The following is an 18,783-nucleotide window of genomic DNA, read 5'->3' as shown; positions in this document are numbered from 1 at the left end:
GTTGCTCACCCCTTAACAGGGCGTTATATGCATAGATCAAAAAAGCACCTCGAAAGGTGCTTTAATCTAGTCTTTAAGCGTGCTTATAATGCCGCGTTTGATATTCAAGAAGTTCGCGCACTTGTAACTTTAAATCTGTTGCAAGTCCCCAACTTTGAGCGAGTTTATCGCAGCCTTTTACTTTTACAGGTGTAAAGCTGAACATCCCTTTAAGCACAGTTAGTACATCACGCAACTTAGCTTTGAGTTCTTGAGAAACACAGTTAAAACGCATCAATTTGTCAACAACATAGCCAGCGGCTTTAGCTGAAGTCTCTGATAAATGCTTTACTTGAGGTACGAAGTTTTCATGCCACATAGCTAGAGCAACAGTTTTAACATCTTCAAAAGATGCTAGCCTGAACTCGCTAGATACCAATCTGTCAAAAACTTCTTGTGTGCGTTTCATTGTTACAAAAACCTATTATGATTACTGATCACGCTTCTTCTATAGCTGTTATAGCAAACTCTACGTTACTTTGTAAACTATCAGGCGTTGCGCTATAGTCTATAGCATCCTGCGCCACCTGTTTAAACTCTTCTAAACTAAAGCGTTTTGCTTTGAACAGTGCAATAATATCTTTTAAATCATCTTCTGCTAATCTAGATAATTTGGAAACTGCAATGTCCACAGCACTGACTAAAGAGATATGAAGTATACTATCTCCACATACTAGAGGTATAGCATTTTCTTTGTAATCGGGACCAAGCGATGGTAGACCAATGTTAAAATTCGCATCCCAATCTAGGGTAGACTCACCAACTTCAGGGTCATCGAAGTAGACGGGATCAAGTTCTAAGATGATACTGGATATATCTAGCTTGTTTGCAGCGTTAAGCTCTGCATCTAGATCATTGCTCCCGCGTGCATTTGTATATAGATGAACAGCACAACCTCCAAAAACGTAAGCTTTTATTGAACCTGCTGGCAAATCTCCGTGCTTTTCTTCAATCAACTGAGCTAGATCATCGAATAGATCAAAAATAGCTTTTGCTAAAGGTGTTTCGGTGTGTAAATCAGTCATGTGTGCCTCTTTTTAAGAAAAGTGATTTCACACCGTTTAACTATTAAAGTCAATCACATACTATACATATAACAAACTGTTTAAGAGTGATTCGCAACGCGTGGCATTTTTACTATGCGTCGCGTTTTGTTTTTAAGGTAGTATGCGGGAGCTTCGGTATTGCGTTGCTCACAACTTAACAGGGCGTTAGGTTTATACTCTTAGCCTATTAATATTGAATCAATTCATGGGTCATATTTGAATGATGGAAATGCAATTCAGCAACTTCGTTGCATTATCTCAAGAAGCTTATCCTATTTACATAAACTCTTTCGAGAGACGTCAGTTAAAGCATGTCAATTTTCCAAAATTAGATAAATATATAAATCAAAGTTGTTTATCAGGTTTAACACTTGAAGACGAAAGTGAAGAGTATTTGTCAATTGAAGCTAAGTTGGATGGAATTAATGGTAGCTTATTTTCTAGGTTACCTACCAAGAGATTGCTTGAGTGTGTTCTATCCACTACGTTTGAAAAATGTTGCTTTAAAATGTCACCATCTATGGAGGGTTACGTTAATGAAGCCAAACACAGTTATAAAGTCATTCACCAACTGTCTAAGAGTGGTGATTTAGATGTATCTATATTCTCGGGGGTATCTGGTTTAGTTCTGAGGGAGTTTGATGAGATTGATTTGGGTGATTTAGTTGTCAGGAAAGTTAATATACACCAGAGCCATATCGATACGATTAAGTACACGCTTGAGATGGACGGTGTTCGAACGAACATTATGGGTGTGGTGATTGAGTCAAAGTATACAGCAAAAGTTCATAGAAACCCTAACATAGATAAAAAAGTTTCGTTTGATAAAGAGTTCCCGGAAGCACTAAGATTGGATAACCAGAATAGGGTTAATAACTTTGCGTTAGCTCTTATGATAACAAAAAATATACAAAAATCTATCGAGGTGTATTTCTCAGAATCTACATTTTTATTTAAAGAGCGATGCTGTTTTAACTTCGGAAATGATGATTTTAACGGGCCTAAAATAGTTTTAAAACAAGATGAAGTAGAGGAATTAAAGTATTGGTACAATGCATTAAGTGTTAGTAAGTCAAAGCACATTGTAAAACCAATTCAAGACCTGCAATCATCTATTTTAAAGAGAAATGATGATAAATATGCTTTATTAGACGCCTTAATATCGTGGGAATCGATGTTTACCACAAAAGATAGAGGTATTAAGGAAACTTTAAAAGACTCCATATCCAAATTTCTAGAACGAGATACTCCAGAGTTTCGTGAAAGAATAGGGAGATTATATAAACTAAGAAGTGATATTGTTCATGGTCGTGAGCCTCGCCTAGGAGAGGGTGAAACACTCGGTGGAGTGAGAAAAGAAGTAACTGAGATAGCGCTCAGCTGTCTAAAAAGGCTCGTTTTGGATTTGGAACTGAGAGATATATCAGCTGTGTCCAGAGCAAAACAGTTAAAAAACGGGTAATGAACCTAACAAACAATTCAAGAGTGATTCGCAAAGCTGTTACTTCAGTTTTAGTGACACTAAAGAAACAACGACTAAATAATCATATTGCTATTTTCAGTTTCGTATCTTGTTGTTATCGCATCAATTGTCTCTGAGCGGTGCATTATTTCATTTAATTAATCCTGGTTTACGCTCGCGCCAGCCTAGAAAAGCCCTTAACTTATTCGCGACCTTGTTCGTCACCATCTACTAAAAGGCGCGACGCCCATGAACAACACAACGCCAATACAACGTCAGTCGATTGATGTGCAGTTTCTGCAAGATGTCATCAATCAAACGAATCTCGAATTGAAAGTGTCTTCACTCAGTGAGCAGAGTTATCGCTCGTTAGTCTCTGACGATAGCCCCGTCTTGGATTGGCTTAATCACTACCATTTATCCTGTTTGTCCGGTCGCGCCTTTCATATTGGCGTACTGCGCTTTAAAACACCTCGCTCTGGGCTGCTGATTGGTGTGTACGATAGCCGGGTAGGGAGGCAACATACGCTGTTACTTGAGCCGAAGGACGGACGTGCCGCTCAGGCCATGACTGAGCGCTTGATGTCGGTGATCACCTATATTGCGCTGTATTTTCTCTCGACATATCCGAACAGTGTCGGCGTTTACCTCGTCGATCCACCCAAAGCGTTTCTGTCGCATTATGGCTTGTATGGCTACAAAGTCTTAGACAGCTGGCATGAGGTGCCGGTGATGTTTGCCACCTTTGACAGTTTGTTTGAACGTCAGCAAGACGTGCTGTTTGAAATGTTGCTCGATGAAGAGTTGGATTTGTTAGCGGATTAACTCAGGATAACGTTATGTTAAATCGACGACGCGTACGGCTGCGACCATCGCAAGGCCAAGTCAAACAAGTGCTGCTCAAGACCGCCACGGTGTTGCTGCAGGACGAACGCTACAAAATCCCCATTGATGACGAAATGCCACCACCCAGCACAATCCAGCCCACGCAACCGCGCCGGACCTAATGTCCGGCGTGTGCTTCTAGAGCATCAGGTACTGACGTCATTTGAATTTGCTCGGTACCCAAGGGATCGGTTCAACCCGGCGACCACCACGAAAAGGCGCAAGATTGGGCACCGGTGGCGTCGGACAAGGATCATGCAGTCGACCATACAATTTGACCAACTGACGATGTTCATCGCGCCAGTAGACGAAATTCTCAAGCTCTTTGGGGTTAAACTCGCGCCGATCGGGCGTAATGAGCGTGGCGCGCTCTTCATGAACGCGAAAGCCGTCCCAGCGGATATCGAGCGGCAGATAACCACGGGCTTTAATGTTCAGCAATTTCTCTGCGAGTGGATTAACCGGCGTATAGCCTAAAATCCAACGTTTGACGGTAACGGGTTGCACGTGAAAAAACGCGGCGGCTTGATGCAGATCCATAAACTGTTGGTGGACTAGCTGACTGAAGTTAGGTGTGAGCATGTGATTTTCCTCCAGAAAATAATTTGCGCAACGATTGTTTATTCCTTTTTTTATTGCGAGATTGATAGATGATAACAATCAAAAACGCCGAAAACACAAAATTCGCATTTTGTATTTAATAACCCAATAGCGCAGTTGACCGACCAACGGGGTCATTAATGGTATAAATAATGGTAATTATTGAAGCAAAACAAACGGTTAGTGAAAAACGATTGACGAGAAAGTTGGGTGTGAGCCTGGAGGACATTTTAAACTGGGTTAGACAGCTTAAGTGCGTATTACGTGCATTATGTTAAATTAAGTATGCATGTATGCGAAATCAGGCTTGTTTATGGCTGTTACTCTCTACATTTTGCTCCAATTCATTAAACATAATCGATTTACCATAAAATAGATAATGACCATTAATCTAACTATCGTTTAATTAATGGTCATTAGTAAGTACATACGCACAGGCCCATTGTGCTCACAGCGAATTTCAATGCCAGACTTAGTAAAAAATGATTGCATTCAATATGTACGGAAAGCATTTACTGTCGTGGTATTCAAATATGAGTAACACAGCCTACTCGCGAATCTATTGCGCGGGTTGCACTTCGTAACACTAGAGAAGCCTCGCGTTTCTAGTTAAAGATCTTGACTGGTTCGTCGTACATTTACGCCCCGTATACCACTAACGAGCTCAAATTTAACATGGTATAACAACAGCAGATCAACAAGGCTATCTCTAAGGGGCATTATCATGCATATAGGTATCATCGGCGGCATAGGGCCATCTTCAACAGAGCTGTATTACCGAGAACTAGTAAGACAACACAAGTCAGCGGGTCTTACATTAGAGCTCACCATTGTTCATGCCGACATTCAGCAGTTAACCACCAACTTGCTACAGAACAAAAGAGCTGAACAAGCGGCGATATTTCAAGGTTTTATCGAAAAGCTTTACTGTTGCGGCGCGACACATGTCGTAATTCCCTCATTAGCCGGACATTTCTGCTTACAAGAACTCATTCAGCTCTCTCCTATTCCTATTATTAGCGCGCTCGACTGCTTAAAAAAGCATACCCAACACAATCACTATTCAAAAGTGGGGATTCTAGGAACCTTGCCAACCATGCAAACAGGTGTTTTTGGCTGCTTTAACCAAGACGAATATGTCGTACCCGATCGTCATGACCAAATAGTGGCCGCCGAGACTTATCGAAGATTTGCGAGAAATGGTTATGCCAGTGAAGTGGACAAAGCAGATATTTTCTCAATAGGTCAGAAATTAGTAAAGGAGCAAAGTGCTGATATCGTATTTCTTGCAGGTACGGACTTTTTCCTAGCCTTTGATGGTCAAGAATGTGGTTTTCATGCTGTGGATTGTGCGCAGTTACATATCTCGGATATCATAGCGCAGCACATGTTGTTCGCCTCTCGGAATGAGAGCTAAGTACACTTCTTCACTACTTGGTAAAACGCTCCGCTAACCTCTTGCTGATCGCGTCTAGCTCTTCCTCGAAGTTGATGCCCGTAAACTGGGGGGCGAGTGAAAAGTCGTCAATCACAACCGTCTCACTAGCCTGCTGTTCACCTAACGTCACAATCGCCTCTCCTTTTGGATTGTACACCCGACTCCCACCACAGTAGCTCGCAGTAAACTCGGAAGTGGTATCTTCGCCAACTCGGTTGCAAGTTAGAATACTCTGACCGTTTTCTAACGCTCTTGCGCGTGCAAGCGTAAAACTCTGAGACCCACCGAAGTTAGCTAGATGAAGTATGATGTCGACTTCCTTCAGTCTTCTCATAATCTCAGGGAACCAAATGTCAAAGCAGACAACCACGCCAATTTTCAGTCCGTTGTGTTTGAATATCAATAGGTCGCTACCACGAGAAAAGTAGCGCTTATCAATACTTGTTTGGCTAATCTTTCGATACTTATAAAGTAGGCCACTTGTGTCAACCACGGCGACACTGTTGTAGTATTCGCCATGTTCTTTTTCAGCGATGCCCGCGACAAAAGTTGTCTGATAAATCTGAGACAATTCTGTCAGTCTTTTTATTGTGACACTGTCACAATAATCTTCACTCAAACCGTGAATGTCACTCGCAGAGTCAAATATATAACCCGTAGCAAACAGCTCAGGTAATAACGTTATGTCACCAACATCGCTTGTTGCCGAAAGTATCTTGTCGACTTCATCAATATTTTTACGTTTGTTGCTGTGTTCAACCTTAAGTTGAACAATAGTAAAGCTCGTACTTTCCAAAACAGGTCCCCTTTCGTTGTATCGTAGGTTCGGCATATACTAAAGCCAAGTGACTAAAAAGAGTATCGTGATTTACTTTGCTCTCATTCATTGAACATAATGATTTACCATAAAATCCCTATTTATAATCTCTCGATTCTAATACTGTTTATTAGGTAGTTCGTTTCGCTGAAGCTGCTCCTCAATTTGGTTAGGATTAGAATTGGTTTCACTTAAGCACGTGACCATAGATGTTAGCGGTGTTCCTTGCTGAGCCAGACACCTTTGTTGTTCCCGGTTTGTAAAATCGATGGGGCTTGTTGACTCCACTTGTGATGTGTCGCTCACAATGTCTCGCGTAAAGTGGAAACCTTATTTCTTGATTTGACCGACACTACTAAAAACTGAGCACCAATACTGTCATCAACACGCAACTTCTTCGGCATGATCTCGGTATTTTACGTCATTGCGGACGGTGACGCGGTATTGATATCGACCCAACAGATTAGCCCTCATCCTTACTCTACTCTATCTAGCGTCTCCCTTACTTGAACAACTATTAATTTTTAATAATTTGACTCATTAGCCCGCGGATCGTCACTATAAATGACCTCCGCTGCGGAGTGGGCAAGTCGACTAAACACACATCTTAGACGGTATACAGGAGGCATTATGAACAAATCAGACATCGTCCAAAACGTCATTAATGTCATCATTTATGACAACTTAGAACTGGGGGAACTCGGGGTAGAACGCTCAGAGATTCAGGAACATACGTTATTGCGCGATGCATCAGGGTTGGGGTTGGACTCTATCGATACTCTTGATGTGTTGGTGGGTGTACAAGAAACCTATCACATTCAAATTGACGAGATCAGCAAATCCCTGATGAATGAAATCTGCCAAACCCCCTCAACCATCGCGGATTTTGTCTTGCAACACAACAACAATAGTGCGTCAAATAACCTAAGCTAGGGAGCCATTCAATGCACATTCTTACATTGACCAACTACCCGTCTTACTTTGTCAATGCACTGCGCTCTCCTTTAAAATCAAACCATCTCGTTACCACGCTCTCCCTAGCCAGCCTCAACGAAGGAACTCATTCCATCCAAGCTCTGATGACGGCACACCTTCAACCGTATGAAGCAATTTTGGTCGATCTCAGGTGGAATGAGCAATCTGAATTACAAACGATTTTTGACTCTGACGAGCTTGCTTCGTCTGATGACATTCCATCAACTCGATCTCTGACAACAATACTGGACTTTATCCGACAAGTGATCGCTCACAATTTGGTGGCGCGTGTCGGTAAATTCCTCTTTCTATTATACGATGACAGTTTTGGTTATTTCACTTCCAAACACAGCGCTCCAATCTATAATCAGGCCATTCGTTCGCTCTCTCGGTCTTTGGCCAAAGAGTATGCGCGTTACCAATTAAATTTCAATGTCATCATTTATCATCCAGAGCTCAAAGAACTGCCCGGCTCTGCCACTCACAAGCGCTTATTAAATAATTTCGTTCTTAAATACCAAAGCATCGATTATCTGCAAGTCACGGACTTCATCGAGGCACTAATCACGCATACGTGGCCTTTCAATGGAGCGACATTCAGAGTCGGATCTGGAGCCGTTGATTATGTCTAAACGTGTAATGTTGATCAGTGGGGGAAATCGGGGCATCGGCAAAGCAATTGGCTACGGCCTGATGGCGAAAGAATACCACCTTGCCTTGACCTACCGTAAAAACCAAGAGCAAGCAGAGGAAATACGACGTACTTTGTCTCAAGCCCATAAAAGCCGTGTTTCCATTCATCAGCTCGACGTCTCCTGCCCAACCCAATGCCACCAACTCGTCACCCAACTGCATCATGCTTTTGGGCCAATACACGCACTGATTAACAACGCTGGGATGACGCTCGATAAGCTATTCATACATTACACTCAGACGGAGATGGACCGCATTCTCTCCACGAATCTACGCGGTACGATCAATCTGAGCCTCGCCGCCCAGTCCAGCTTAAAGCAATCGGCTAGATTGGCTGGCTATGCCCATATCGTCAACCTGTCGTCTAGCTCTGCTCTCTCAGGTAAAGCGGGGCAAGTTCCATACAGTTGTGCCAAAGGTGGCATACTTGGCTTTACACGTCTTTGCGCACGCTTGTTAAGTAAGCATCACATTTACGTCAATGCTGTCAGTCCAGGCTATATCGATACCGACATGACACGCAAGGTACCAAAACACACCTATCAACATATCCTCGATGCCAATGCCATCTCTAATATTGGACAGCCGCAAGATGTCGCGGCCTTGGTCTGCGATCTTGTTCGCCGACCCCAACCCTATTCAACTGGCCAGGTGTATCGAGTCGACGGTGGAAAATTCTGCTAACCCGGTCTCACCAAGGAGTGAAGATGCCATTACCAATAGTGATCAGCGGCATGGGACTGTATACGCCCGCCATCCAAGGGCTTAAAAACGTGGGCAAGTACCATCACGACTTCCACGCGCTTCATTACCCATCAAACATCCTCGAGATCGGCATTACACCCTGCCTGTCATCAATGTATCGCCCACCTCGATCAGAAGACACCACCCAACATCTACTGAAAGCGGTGGAAGAAGCACTCGCAAATGCAAACATCAACCTCAGCGAATGGCCAAAACATCGCGTTGCCGTCGTCATCGGCACCTCTCACTCTGGCCTAAATCAGTTGTCCAAACTCTATCAGCTGGCCAACAAAAACCACCAGCCTACCCACAGCGATGTCGAATCGTCACTGATCAGCCACTGTACCGACGCCATTACCGACCGCTATCAGCTTACCGGCAGGAAAATCACCGTTTCGTCAGCTTGCTCCTCAAGTCTCACCGCCATTGGCATCGCCAAAGAGCTAATCGAGAACAACAAAGCAGACCTTGTTTTGTGTGGTGGATGCGACGGTTTGGCTCTTCCTGTCATCGCTGGTTTTCATAGCTTAAAAGCCCTATGCCTTGATAGATGTTCACCATTTGGTCATCCAACGGGACTCAATCTGGGGGAAGGTGCTGCAGCGATCGTGGTACAACACTCCCCCTCCCCAAACTCATGGGCACTCTTAGGCTACGGAGTGGCGAGCGATGCTTTTCACATCACAGCCCCTGACCCTGACGGGGGTGGCATTAAACGCGCCATCCATACTGCCATCGAGCAGGCTGGCTTAACGTACAGCGATATCAACCTGATTTCTGCCCATGCGACTGGGACACCAGCGAATGATCACGTGGAATCATCGGTGTACCATTCATTATTTGGCCCTCGTACTCTCGTCAGTGTCATGAAGCCATTTTTTGGCCATACTTTAGGCGCCTCTGGGGTCGTCGAGTTGGTTACCTTACTCGCTTCCCTTGATCAGGGGCTGGTCCCAGCAAATCATAATCAAACACGGCATCGTCAAGACTGTCTGCCACTCAATACCGATTACCCGCCTGACGAAAACAACCATTGCCAAACAATCCTTGCAACCAGTCTGGGGTTTGGGGGCAACAACAGTGCACTTGTCGTCTCAAAGTGCTATCGATCTGCTCAACAGGACGTAGAGTCTGCCCCAATCGCGATCCTTGGCGCCGGTCAGACCGATGGGCAATTAAGCACAACGGTCCACCAGCCTAGTCCCCCTCAGCCTTTCAACTTCACCCGCCACTATCGGCGGTTTGCTCGGTCATCGCCTCAAATCCAGTTCGCCATTGAAGCGGTTGGGCACGCAATACGCGGCCACGAAGAATGGGTCACTCGAAATCCGAGTGCAGGACTGATCATGGGGCTCACTCAACGACCTCAACGAAGCCTTAAGAGATATCTAAGCTCAATTTATGACGGCAATCCCCGTTTCGCTAGCGCTCATCATTTTCCTTTGACCAATATGAATGCAACGGGAGGACTGACCAGTATTGCCCATCAGGTCATCGGTCATAGCACCACCCTCTCGAGTGCGATGACAGCTCTCGAGTACAGTTGCGATCTATTGCATCGTCGAACCCAAGATTTCATGCTGGTGTGCGCCAGCGACGAGCATGGCGCCTTTACCGCCGCTGATTCAGAACGTGATCAGGGTGGGGCGGCGCTGCTGTTGGCCCACTCAACATCAGTCGATCAATATAACTTACTTGCTCACGCTTGGATCCTCGGCACTCACCATCGTCACTATCAGGCATCCACGGCCTCTCAACCTTGGCCAGAATGTCTCGAAGTCTGCATCCACGAAACTCTACAGCAAGCAGGCCTGACCCTCGAAAACCTAGATGATTGTTTTGACTCTAGTGTCCATGCGACGCCATCGCTTCACGATGAAATCACCGCCTATTTGACCCATCATCATGTCACGCTCCAACGACACACGGTCGAACCGCTTCCTCCCTCATCACAGTTACTATTCCAGATCACCGCCGCCATGACCCACTGTCGTCTAGCCAATCAGCCCTACAGGGCTTTGATCATCGTGGTCGATGCCACTGACACAATTGGCGCGGTCATTATCTCTAACCAACGAGCACTCGAGAATGACTAACAATCGTCTTCCAAACTCAGTCCAAGCGGCAGCATACACCGTCGCCTCGTTGCAAATGTGTATTGCTCTTCAGTTTATGATGATTAACCCGATCTTCTATATCATGGCGACCGATTTTGAGGTTCCCTTTGATTACGCAGGTTATCTCAACGCCATTTTCACAGGGTTTTCTGCGCTGTCAGGCTTATGTCTCTTTTGGTTAAGGCGCCCGATTCGGGCCCGCACCACTGTTCCGCTCGCTACCTTGGGTATGGCAGTCCTAACACTCACCTGTATCTGGGTCACCGACTTTTGGCAACTCCTAGTCGCGCGCGCAGGTGCTGGGCTGCTCAGTGGCTTTATTCTTGCTCCTGCGATGGCGTTGTTGATCAACCACTGTCCTCCTCGGCAACGAGGTTCTGTCATCGCGATCATCGCCTCAGCGTTTTCCGTGGTCACCGTTTTGGGGCTCCCGAGTCTTAGCTATGTCTCAATACACATGTCCTGGCAAATGGGCTTTATTATCTTAGCCACGATCACAGCCATTACCGCCGTAGTTGCGTTCCAATTTTTGTCCCTCGGTCCCGTCCGTGGGTCGGAAACCTCGTCTGACGAACCGCTGACTTTCCGTACTACCCTCGCTGCCTCGCTAAACGGACTGGCGATCTTGCCTGCCTTCATCTTGATGCCCATTCTTGTTCCCCACCTGCTGATCAATGGCTTACTTAGCGAAAATGAGGTCTCTTCCCTATTTATGGCGGGTGGGCTGGCCTCTTACCTGGGCACCAAGCTCTCCGGCAAACTGTGTACATACACTACCCCACTCAGCATCGTGACAGGCTTTACCTTGCTTTTGCTTGCTTCCTTGGCCAGTCTGGCCCTGTTCCAGGTCCACGCCTATGTTTTCTATGCGCTACTGTCCGTCGCCATCTACGGTCGAGTCGTCGCAGGCTCAACATTGAGCGCCCAGTACCCACCGAACTCGTACCGCATTCGCTTCACGGCCTTGCAGTTGACTCTAACCAACCTGTTGAGTTGCTTAGCATTTACTGCCTCACCACTGTTAGTCAATAGCCAGCGACTTGAAGGGGCTCTATGGCCCCCTATTTTCACCGCGGTTGCCGTTTCTACTCTGATCTTGCCACTGGCCGCTACCGAGATCACTCGCTTCTTGTCGAAACGCGTCCCCACCCCCCGGCCCATGAGGCAGACAACCTGTCATGGTGCCCTACTCCACAAGGGCGAACCGGACACCTTGACTCTGAGCTTCCCCGCCCACTGTCCCTTCTTTACTGGACACTTTCCTAACCATCCAGTCGTCCCCGGAGTGATCCTACTGGATACCATTACCGAATTATGTCTCATGCCAAAGTCAAACCAACCCTGGACTTTGACTCAAGCGCGCTTTTTCTCTCCCGTCCATCCAGAACAAGTGCTGACCGTCAAACAAACACGGTCCGAGCAAGCCCTGCACGTCATTCTTTTTTGTCATGACCAAAAGATCATGACATGCCGTTTCGATTGGTGATTTTATGATTAACTATGCCACCCCTTCCTCCCAGACCCAATTAAATGAGTTCGGCGCTTCAATCGGCGCTCTGCCGGCTCACCCACGTGACATCCTCACCTATTGTCACAACGTGATTGAAAATCACAACGGGCAGAATGCTTCGCACATCGCTGTGGGTCGCTTAGAAGACTATCGTTATCGCAGTGCCTACCAACTTTTTCAGGTGATCCGGCAACGCGGACTTCGACTTGACGCGGACAACCCCTTTGAACAGAAAATCGTTGGCAACTGTCAAACATTGGCAATCTTGGCCCTTGCCTTGCTTCGTCATCAAGGGATCCCAGCCCGCATGCGTTTTGCACTCTGCACTTACTACCAACCTGGGCGCTACCTCGAGCAGGTGGTGATTGAATATTGGCAGCAGTCACGCTGGCGTATCCTAGAGCCAGCGCTCAGCCCAGAAAGGCTCAGCCATTTGTCGACGCCCATCAACTTTAGCCTCGACGATGTACCGCGCGACAAGTCCGTGTGCTATACCGACTTCTGGCAAGGCTACCGACGTGGCAAATTGGATTTGAGCCTGTTGAAACATCAAACTTACAAAAAAATTGTTGGGTTTGAGCTGCTGATCTGGCGCACCCTCCAAGATTTGCTCGCGTTGCACAAACGCGAGCTCTACTACTGGGATCACTTCGACTGTACCGAGTACCAAATCCAACCGGATAAAATTGACCGCCTGATCGCCAATTTAAAACAACCGCACTTATCAAAAACAACGACCCGACAGCTCCTTCGTCTGCACCGCCACCTCCGGATCCGAAACCCATTCTCTCAGGTGATCAATGATTAGCTATTTCCCTACCGCTCACGCTGCGCCATTTGCATTTATCGACAACGTCCTTCAGCTCAATCGAAAGACGATCATCGCGACCACCCAGTGGACGAACGCCCCCCAGTATCATACGTACTGGCGACACCCTTGGCCGCTGTGGTTGGAATGCTTGGCTCAGGCAAGCGGTGTACATCTGCGTAACCGCCTGACTGATTTCCCATCGGGCCACTACTACCTGTCTGCTGTGAACCGAGTCGTTCTTTTCCGACCTGAGACCTTGCTCACCCCCATCACGCTCGTTGCCCAGCATCAACGCACACTGCTCCAACAGTCACATTGCTACTTGTGTCGTGCTTTTGACCCGCAACGGCGACCACTATTGCGCTGTTCGCTGATGCTCACCGCCGCCACCGAGCTCAATCGGACGCGACGCGATGAATTTACGCCGAAACGAAGACACTGATTCAAGGCGAGTTTTATCTAAAGGTGCTGTTGCCAAGTCTATAGGACCTTGGTGAACGGTCGATAGGCAGGTTAGGGTGTCCGTCGCCACAATGTCCATGCTGAAGAAAAACAGCGAGTCAGGACACTGACGCTTCAAGACGAGAAAACCATCAATAGCTAAAACGGCAAAGCTTGCTGATGCTCACCGCAGCAGAGGACTATTATGCGACCCCCGCGCGTTTAAAATAGTAGCGGTAATAGCCAAAGAGGTTGCTCGACATGAACAAGACTTCCATTAGTACCGCAGTGGGTGAACCAACCAAATAGTTATGTAGAAGCCATAACGCTGTTCCTATTATCATCAGTTCCCTTAGTCGACGGTCACTCTCCTGAAATGCTGCGAGGGTCTGAAGCACGGAGCCCATACAACCGATGATGCTAGTAAGCCCTGTGAAGGTAGCACCAGTGACGAGAACCGACGCCGAACAAAACACATATTTCAAAATAGAGGAAGTCGAAAAAATACTGACTAAATAACGCAAAGTCGCCACCCCCATTAGGGACGCGGCTGTCCATTCCGAGAGCAATGCAAAATGCGTAGAAATCAACACGCCCGCACAAAACAAACACGCGACGATCTTTTTTCTATCCTTAAACTGAAACGACATCAGATCAAAACAAATCGCTATAGCCACAAGGACCTGGGATAAAAAGAACACATCCATAAATCAACTACCTATTGATACGCGCCCCTGCGCGAGTTTTCTCCCTGACAATCCGTCCCATCCGAAGACATGATGAGGGGTCTTGACCGCCCTGTTTTGTCTGTATCACGCTCACTTCGGATGCCCGCGATGATACCTCCCTCAGCGCTCTTGAGCCAGTGTCGCCACACAGATATGTGTGTGTTAATTATCAATAAACGTTTGAAAGTCTTTCAGCCTTGCGCTCGTTTTTCTCTGACATTGAGCTCCGTATAGTTGGCATAACACCAGACGACGGCAACGTTGCCGAGCCTCGAAAACAATAAGGAAAGTAGATAATGTCAACCACCATGAAGGCCATTGGATTCAGTCAATCACAACCTATCGAAGCCTCATCGAGTCTTTTTGAATTTGAAACCGCCCTCCCATCACTGGGAAAATTTGATCTGTTAGTTAAGATCGCTTCTGTCTCCGTTAATCCTGCCGACACGAAAATACGCATCAGAGCGGCAACCGACACCACACTAGAACAACCTCGCGTTCTAGGTTATGACGCTGTTGGTGAAATTGTGGAAGTTGGTGCAAACGTCACGAACTTTAAACTAGGTGACCGTGTTTACTATGCTGGAGATGTCACCCGCCCAGGCACCAACGCACAATACCATGCCATCGATTCTCGGTTGGTCGCTCTGGCGCCAAGAGGGCTGACAGACGCAGAAGCGGCCTCACTGCCTCTGACCTCATTAACCGGTTGGGAAACACTGTTTGACCGCTTGCGCGTCGACCCTACAGAACGAAAGACGCTCCTGATCATCGGGGGTGCCGGTGGCGTCGGATCAATCACGACGCAGATAGCCAAGCAACTGACGAACCTCACCGTGATTGCGACCGCTTCTCGACCAGAGACTGAAAATTGGGTCAAACAAATGGGGGCCGACTATGTTGCGAATCATAAGAATCTCTGTGAATCCGTCCAAGCTCTGGGGTTTGAGACCGTAGACTACATCTTTAATACAGCAGATACGTTGGGCCACTGGGATGCGATGGCTGAGCTCATTGCCCCTCAGGGCACAATCGCTTCGATTGTCGAATTTGAGGGCGGTGTTGATTTAAGCAAGCTACAAGGTAAATCCGTCGGATTTGTTTGGGAACTGATGTTTACACGTTCTCTCTACAAGACGGCTGATCTATACAAACAAGGGGACATCCTTAGACAGATTGCGAATTTGGTCGACGCGGGTCGGATTCGATCGACCTTAACAAAAGAGCTCCATGGCTTCTCAGCAGAGACCATCAAACAAGGGCACATTCTGCTCGAAAGTGGGGCCACAATCGGTAAAGTCGTCATCAATTACGATTGACTTGACGCCAAGTGACGGGATGTCTTGGGCAGTAGAGGCCAAATAAAACATCGTTCAACTTCGCCGTTCATCAAGGCTGATGATAACGGACTCTTAAGCAGCTCGACGCTGCTTAGGAGAGACCGTTTCCCAAACATGACCTGTTCGATTCTGCACAATCACACTCATCGGGTCAGCTTATACGAAGACAGCGGATAAACTAGTGCCCGACAAACCATGCCGCCTTTTTTGGACCACTGATGACACTCCGATCTTTTGTTTCTCTCGTTTCTCTCGCACTGCTGGCTCTTGTATTCACGTTACTAATCCGAACATGGTTACACCAGAAAGCACTTCCTAACCAACCCCACATTGAGCAAAAACCTGCCAATGCCGCTCAGTTGACTCGTCTTAGCCAGGCCATACAGTTTCCTACTGTTTCACGCTTAGATGGGCGAGATCCCAATGCCACGCGTGTCGACCCTGCCGTGTTCTTAGATTTTCACCGATGGCTTGCAGGCGCCTATCCTCTGGTGCATCGTGACTTAGAACTCGAGCGCATCAATCAGTTTAGTCTTTTGTACCGCTGGCCCGGCAGTGATCCAAAGGCGCGGCCCATTGTCCTAACCGCACATCAAGATATCGTGCCCTACGCAATATCGACACGAAAGACCTGGATCCACCCTCCTTACTCAGGCGCGATCAAAGATGGCTATGTTTGGGGGAGAGGAACAATGGATGATAAAGCCTCAATGCTCGCCATTTTGGAAAGCATAGAAGCCCTCTTGTTATCCGGTGCCAAGCCCCAGCGCGATATATACCTTGCCTTCGGTCATGATGAGGAAGTGGGTGGTGAGCACGGTGCCAAAGCGATGGCCGAACGATTAGCGCGCCTCGGCGTTAGCCCTGCCCTGGTTCTTGATGAGGGGGGCTTTGTTCTTGATGAGGTGGTGCCCGGCGTCCCTGTCCCGGTCGCTTTGATAGGCGTAGCAGAAAAAGGCTACCTCAATGTATCCCTGACAGCAAAAGGGATCCCGGGTCACTCATCCATGCCCCCAGCCCAAACCACACCTGGGCGATTGGCTCGAGCGATTTCACGTTTAGAAGACCATCCCATGCCGGCAGAGTACAGTGGCGCTACTCAACAGTTATTCGATGCCACGTCAGGTTACATGGCATTCAATTATCGCCTTCTCTTTGCGAACCTTTGGCTATTTAAGCCTCTTTTGCTTGACCAGCTGACGGCCAGTGCTGCGACCAATGCGGTGGTCCGCACGACTATGGCTGTCACTTTGTTGAACGCCGGAGTGAAAGACAACGTGCTTGCCCCTGAAGCAACGGCCAATATCAATGTTCGCTTGCTTCCTAATACGGAGCCCAAACAAGTGCTCGAGTACATAGAAGCCATCATTGACGACCCTGCCATACAAGTGGACATTCGCCCGCCTTACAATCGTGCAACCCCTATCTCCGAACAAAACAACCGCGCGTTCAAGATACTCAAGCACACCACTGAAAAAGTATTTGGCGCGTCACGCACCGTTGTCGCCCCTTATTTGACGATCAATGCAACCGACGCTCGGCATTACATTGAACTAACAAGCCGAGTCTATCGATTCTTGCCGCTCGCACTTGATGACAGTGATCTCCCACGGATACATGGGCCCAACGAGCGGATAAGTGTTGAGGCTTATGGACAGATGCTGACATTTTATCGCTCACTTGTTCAACAATTGGCTATGCCAAACTTGAATTAATTAAAACCATTAATGTTTTATTTCAAAGACTTAAAATTAAGTAATTACTTTAATTTTGAGGTATTCATACAAGTTCATTACCGATGATTCTGCCTTCTAAGTAGAGTGGTGTCTGAGGGGGGCAATTACACCTCCCATATTCAACTCTTGAAATCATAGGAATAGACATGTCATTAAAACTTGCGCTAAACGACCTTGAAGAATACCAGACGTTGACAGGCCAAGAAGGCCCCCATATTGACGATCTGAGCCTGTCATTAAAATGCTTCTTCGTAAAAAGTAAATGGTTAGATGAGCAAGATAAATTGCGTTTAAAACAACGAGCTCTGGCTCAGTTGGAGCAAGAAACACGCTTTTGCCAAACGACTTACAACTATGAGGCCGAAGACGTCATTTCGTCCCTGGCAGGCAGATTGACCTAGAGGGATTTACTCAGTAACGAATTAAAGCGGCATTCAGCCGCTTTTTTTGTCACTGTAATACAATCCGTGTATTTTTTCCTTGAAGAAAAAGGCATGACGCCCCGACTAAACCGATTCGGTCAGTGAGGAAGAATCACCCTCGCGGCCAGTGACTGGAGTGGCAGACATTGCGGCTAGGAAAACGTTGAGAGGATTCAAAGCGCCTGAGCTCTTGGCACAATTGCTCAGGAGAAAAACCCACAGGCAGTAGAGAGTAAAATAGCCAAAACGCCAGCGTTATCAACGTGACCGCTATTAGTGGCTTCAAAAGGTTCATTATTCTGTCACTCATACATAAAAAGCGGCATCAAGCACGGGAGAGAAGGCGCTCGATGCCGAAAATAGCCACCGTTAGATATGGCGTTTCGCAATCGCTACAGCGGTGTTCAAATCCGGCAATTGCGTCAGCTCTGGAACGCGTTGGATATGCAGAATACGGTCGTCTTTACCTACGACGATAATGGCACGCGATAACAAGCCCAATTCTTCGATATGGGCGCCTGTTTGTTGGCCAAATTCGTGCTTGTATGAATCAGAAAGAAACGCGACCTTCTGGCTTAACTTTTGCTCAGAGATAAAACGCGCTTGAGCAAACGGAGTGTCAGCACTCACATTAATGAATTCAAGCTGATCCGCGTATTCAGCATGTTTTTCAGCCAGTGTATTAAACACGACGGCCTGTTCCACACACACAGGCGTATCAACCGACACCAATAGGTTGTAGATTCGAACTTTACCACTGCCTTGAGTCTCGACCGGTTTCAACGCTGAATTGGCCAGTGTCATGGCCGGAATAAGGTCACCGACTTTGACGGCATGGCCGCCTAGCGTGAAGGTCGTAGAATGTTCCAACGTGACATTCTGATCCTCTCCTAACTCCGCGGTTTGTTGTGTCACATCGTAACCTGCGTAAGCGGCACCGGACATGATCATGGCAAGTAACACTAATGCGCGCTTCATG

Annotated in this window: 20 protein-coding genes; 12 read left to right on the top strand and 8 right to left on the bottom strand. The window is 47.0% G+C overall.

Annotated elements, in window-relative coordinates; all coding sequences use genetic code 11:
- Positions 1-73: 73 nt before the first annotated feature.
- Both ZX61_RS06570 and ZX61_RS06565 read right to left on the bottom strand, forming a co-directional pair.
- Entirely contained in the window at positions 74-448 is a 375-nt protein-coding gene (locus ZX61_RS06570) for a hypothetical protein (protein ID WP_235431304.1), read from the bottom strand.
- 28 nt (positions 449-476) lie between these two features.
- A complete protein-coding gene (locus ZX61_RS06565; protein WP_049843881.1) occupies positions 477-1,064 on the bottom strand; it encodes a DUF6036 family nucleotidyltransferase in 588 nt (195 codons plus the stop codon).
- 241 nt (positions 1,065-1,305) lie between these two features.
- Here ZX61_RS06565 and ZX61_RS06560 point away from each other — a divergent pair, with 241 nt between their 5' ends.
- The gene (locus ZX61_RS06560; protein ID WP_049843880.1) at positions 1,306-2,547 is read left to right on the top strand and encodes a HEPN domain-containing protein; all 1,242 of its coding nucleotides are present in this window, start codon (positions 1,306-1,308) and stop codon (positions 2,545-2,547) included.
- A 249-nt stretch (positions 2,548-2,796) separates the two neighbouring features.
- Entirely contained in the window at positions 2,797-3,372 is a 576-nt protein-coding gene (locus ZX61_RS06555) for a hypothetical protein (protein WP_049843879.1), read from the top strand.
- Between the two features lie 219 nt (positions 3,373-3,591).
- Here the strand turns inward: ZX61_RS06555 and ZX61_RS06550 are convergent, their stop codons facing one another.
- Positions 3,592-4,014: a phage protein gene (locus ZX61_RS06550; protein WP_049843878.1), complete on the bottom strand. Its 423-nt coding sequence runs from the start codon at positions 4,012-4,014 to the stop codon at positions 3,592-3,594.
- Positions 4,015-4,756: 742 nt separating this feature from the next.
- Between ZX61_RS06550 and ZX61_RS06545 the strand changes: the two genes are divergently transcribed.
- On the top strand, positions 4,757-5,449 hold the full coding sequence (locus ZX61_RS06545; protein ID WP_049843877.1) for an aspartate/glutamate racemase family protein: 693 nt from the start codon (positions 4,757-4,759) through the stop codon (positions 5,447-5,449).
- A 13-nt stretch (positions 5,450-5,462) separates the two neighbouring features.
- Here ZX61_RS06545 and ZX61_RS06540 read toward each other — a convergent pair whose 3' ends face one another.
- On the bottom strand, positions 5,463-6,266 hold the full coding sequence (locus ZX61_RS06540) for a carbon-nitrogen hydrolase family protein (RefSeq protein WP_049843876.1): 804 nt from the start codon (positions 6,264-6,266) through the stop codon (positions 5,463-5,465).
- A gap of 651 nt (positions 6,267-6,917) precedes the next feature.
- On the opposite strand from ZX61_RS06540, the gene ZX61_RS06535 reads away from it, so the two are divergent.
- From ZX61_RS06535 to ZX61_RS06510, 6 genes are all read left to right on the top strand, one after another.
- Positions 6,918-7,220, top strand: a complete 303-nt coding sequence (locus tag ZX61_RS06535) for an acyl carrier protein (protein WP_049843875.1) — start codon at positions 6,918-6,920, stop codon at positions 7,218-7,220.
- An 11-nt stretch (positions 7,221-7,231) separates the two neighbouring features.
- Positions 7,232-7,894: a hypothetical protein gene (locus ZX61_RS06530; protein WP_049843874.1), complete on the top strand. Its 663-nt coding sequence runs from the start codon at positions 7,232-7,234 to the stop codon at positions 7,892-7,894.
- Entirely contained in the window at positions 7,887-8,639 is a 753-nt protein-coding gene (locus ZX61_RS06525; protein ID WP_049843873.1) for an SDR family NAD(P)-dependent oxidoreductase, read from the top strand. Before ZX61_RS06530 ends, ZX61_RS06525 begins: the two co-directional genes overlap by 8 nt.
- A gap of 173 nt (positions 8,640-8,812) precedes the next feature.
- On the top strand, positions 8,813-10,795 hold the full coding sequence (locus ZX61_RS06520; protein ID WP_160316785.1) for a beta-ketoacyl-[acyl-carrier-protein] synthase family protein: 1,983 nt from the start codon (positions 8,813-8,815) through the stop codon (positions 10,793-10,795).
- On the top strand, positions 10,788-12,302 hold the full coding sequence (locus ZX61_RS06515) for an MFS transporter (RefSeq protein WP_049843871.1): 1,515 nt from the start codon (positions 10,788-10,790) through the stop codon (positions 12,300-12,302). The genes ZX61_RS06520 and ZX61_RS06515 overlap by 8 nt, the downstream gene beginning before the upstream one ends.
- Positions 12,303-12,306: 4 nt before the next feature.
- Entirely contained in the window at positions 12,307-13,134 is an 828-nt protein-coding gene (locus ZX61_RS06510; protein ID WP_049843870.1) for a transglutaminase domain-containing protein, read from the top strand.
- Here the strand turns inward: ZX61_RS06510 and ZX61_RS06505 are convergent.
- The 3 genes from ZX61_RS06505 to ZX61_RS06495 all read right to left on the bottom strand — a co-directional run bounded on the left by ZX61_RS06505 (position 13,124) and on the right by ZX61_RS06495 (position 14,285).
- Positions 13,124-13,345: a hypothetical protein gene (locus ZX61_RS06505; protein ID WP_150114966.1), complete on the bottom strand. Its 222-nt coding sequence runs from the start codon at positions 13,343-13,345 to the stop codon at positions 13,124-13,126. The two genes, ZX61_RS06510 and ZX61_RS06505, sit on opposite strands and share 11 nt — an antisense overlap.
- A 147-nt stretch (positions 13,346-13,492) precedes the next feature.
- Complete coding sequence (locus tag ZX61_RS06500) at positions 13,493-13,717, bottom strand: hypothetical protein (RefSeq protein WP_150114965.1); 225 nt, start codon at positions 13,715-13,717, stop codon at positions 13,493-13,495.
- Between the two features lie 64 nt (positions 13,718-13,781).
- Complete coding sequence (locus tag ZX61_RS06495) at positions 13,782-14,285, bottom strand: YgjV family protein (protein WP_049843867.1); 504 nt, start codon at positions 14,283-14,285, stop codon at positions 13,782-13,784.
- Positions 14,286-14,602: 317 nt separating this feature from the next.
- On the opposite strand from ZX61_RS06495, the gene ZX61_RS06490 reads away from it, so the two are divergent.
- The 3 genes from ZX61_RS06490 (at position 14,603) to ZX61_RS06480 (ending at position 17,783) form a co-directional block, all read left to right on the top strand.
- A complete protein-coding gene (locus tag ZX61_RS06490; RefSeq protein ID WP_049843866.1) occupies positions 14,603-15,625 on the top strand; it encodes a zinc-binding alcohol dehydrogenase family protein in 1,023 nt (340 codons plus the stop codon).
- Between the two features lie 239 nt (positions 15,626-15,864).
- Positions 15,865-17,361, top strand: a complete 1,497-nt coding sequence (locus tag ZX61_RS06485; protein WP_049843865.1) for a M20 family peptidase — start codon at positions 15,865-15,867, stop codon at positions 17,359-17,361.
- A gap of 167 nt (positions 17,362-17,528) precedes the next feature.
- Positions 17,529-17,783: a hypothetical protein gene (locus ZX61_RS06480; protein WP_004744218.1), complete on the top strand. Its 255-nt coding sequence runs from the start codon at positions 17,529-17,531 to the stop codon at positions 17,781-17,783.
- Positions 17,784-18,173: 390 nt separating this feature from the next.
- Here ZX61_RS06480 and ZX61_RS06475 read toward each other — a convergent pair whose 3' ends face one another.
- Positions 18,174-18,782 (bottom strand): redoxin family protein, encoded by a 609-nt coding sequence (locus ZX61_RS06475; protein ID WP_004749455.1) that lies wholly within the window; start codon positions 18,780-18,782, stop codon positions 18,174-18,176.
- Position 18,783: the final 1 nt, after the last annotated feature.

The sequence above is a fragment of the Vibrio sp. VPAP30 genome (assembly GCF_001188205.1).
Lineage (GTDB): Bacteria > Pseudomonadota > Gammaproteobacteria > Enterobacterales > Vibrionaceae > Vibrio > Vibrio bivalvicida.
Note: the sequence above shows the minus strand (reverse complement) of the source record. Positions and strands in the feature narration are given on the sequence as shown.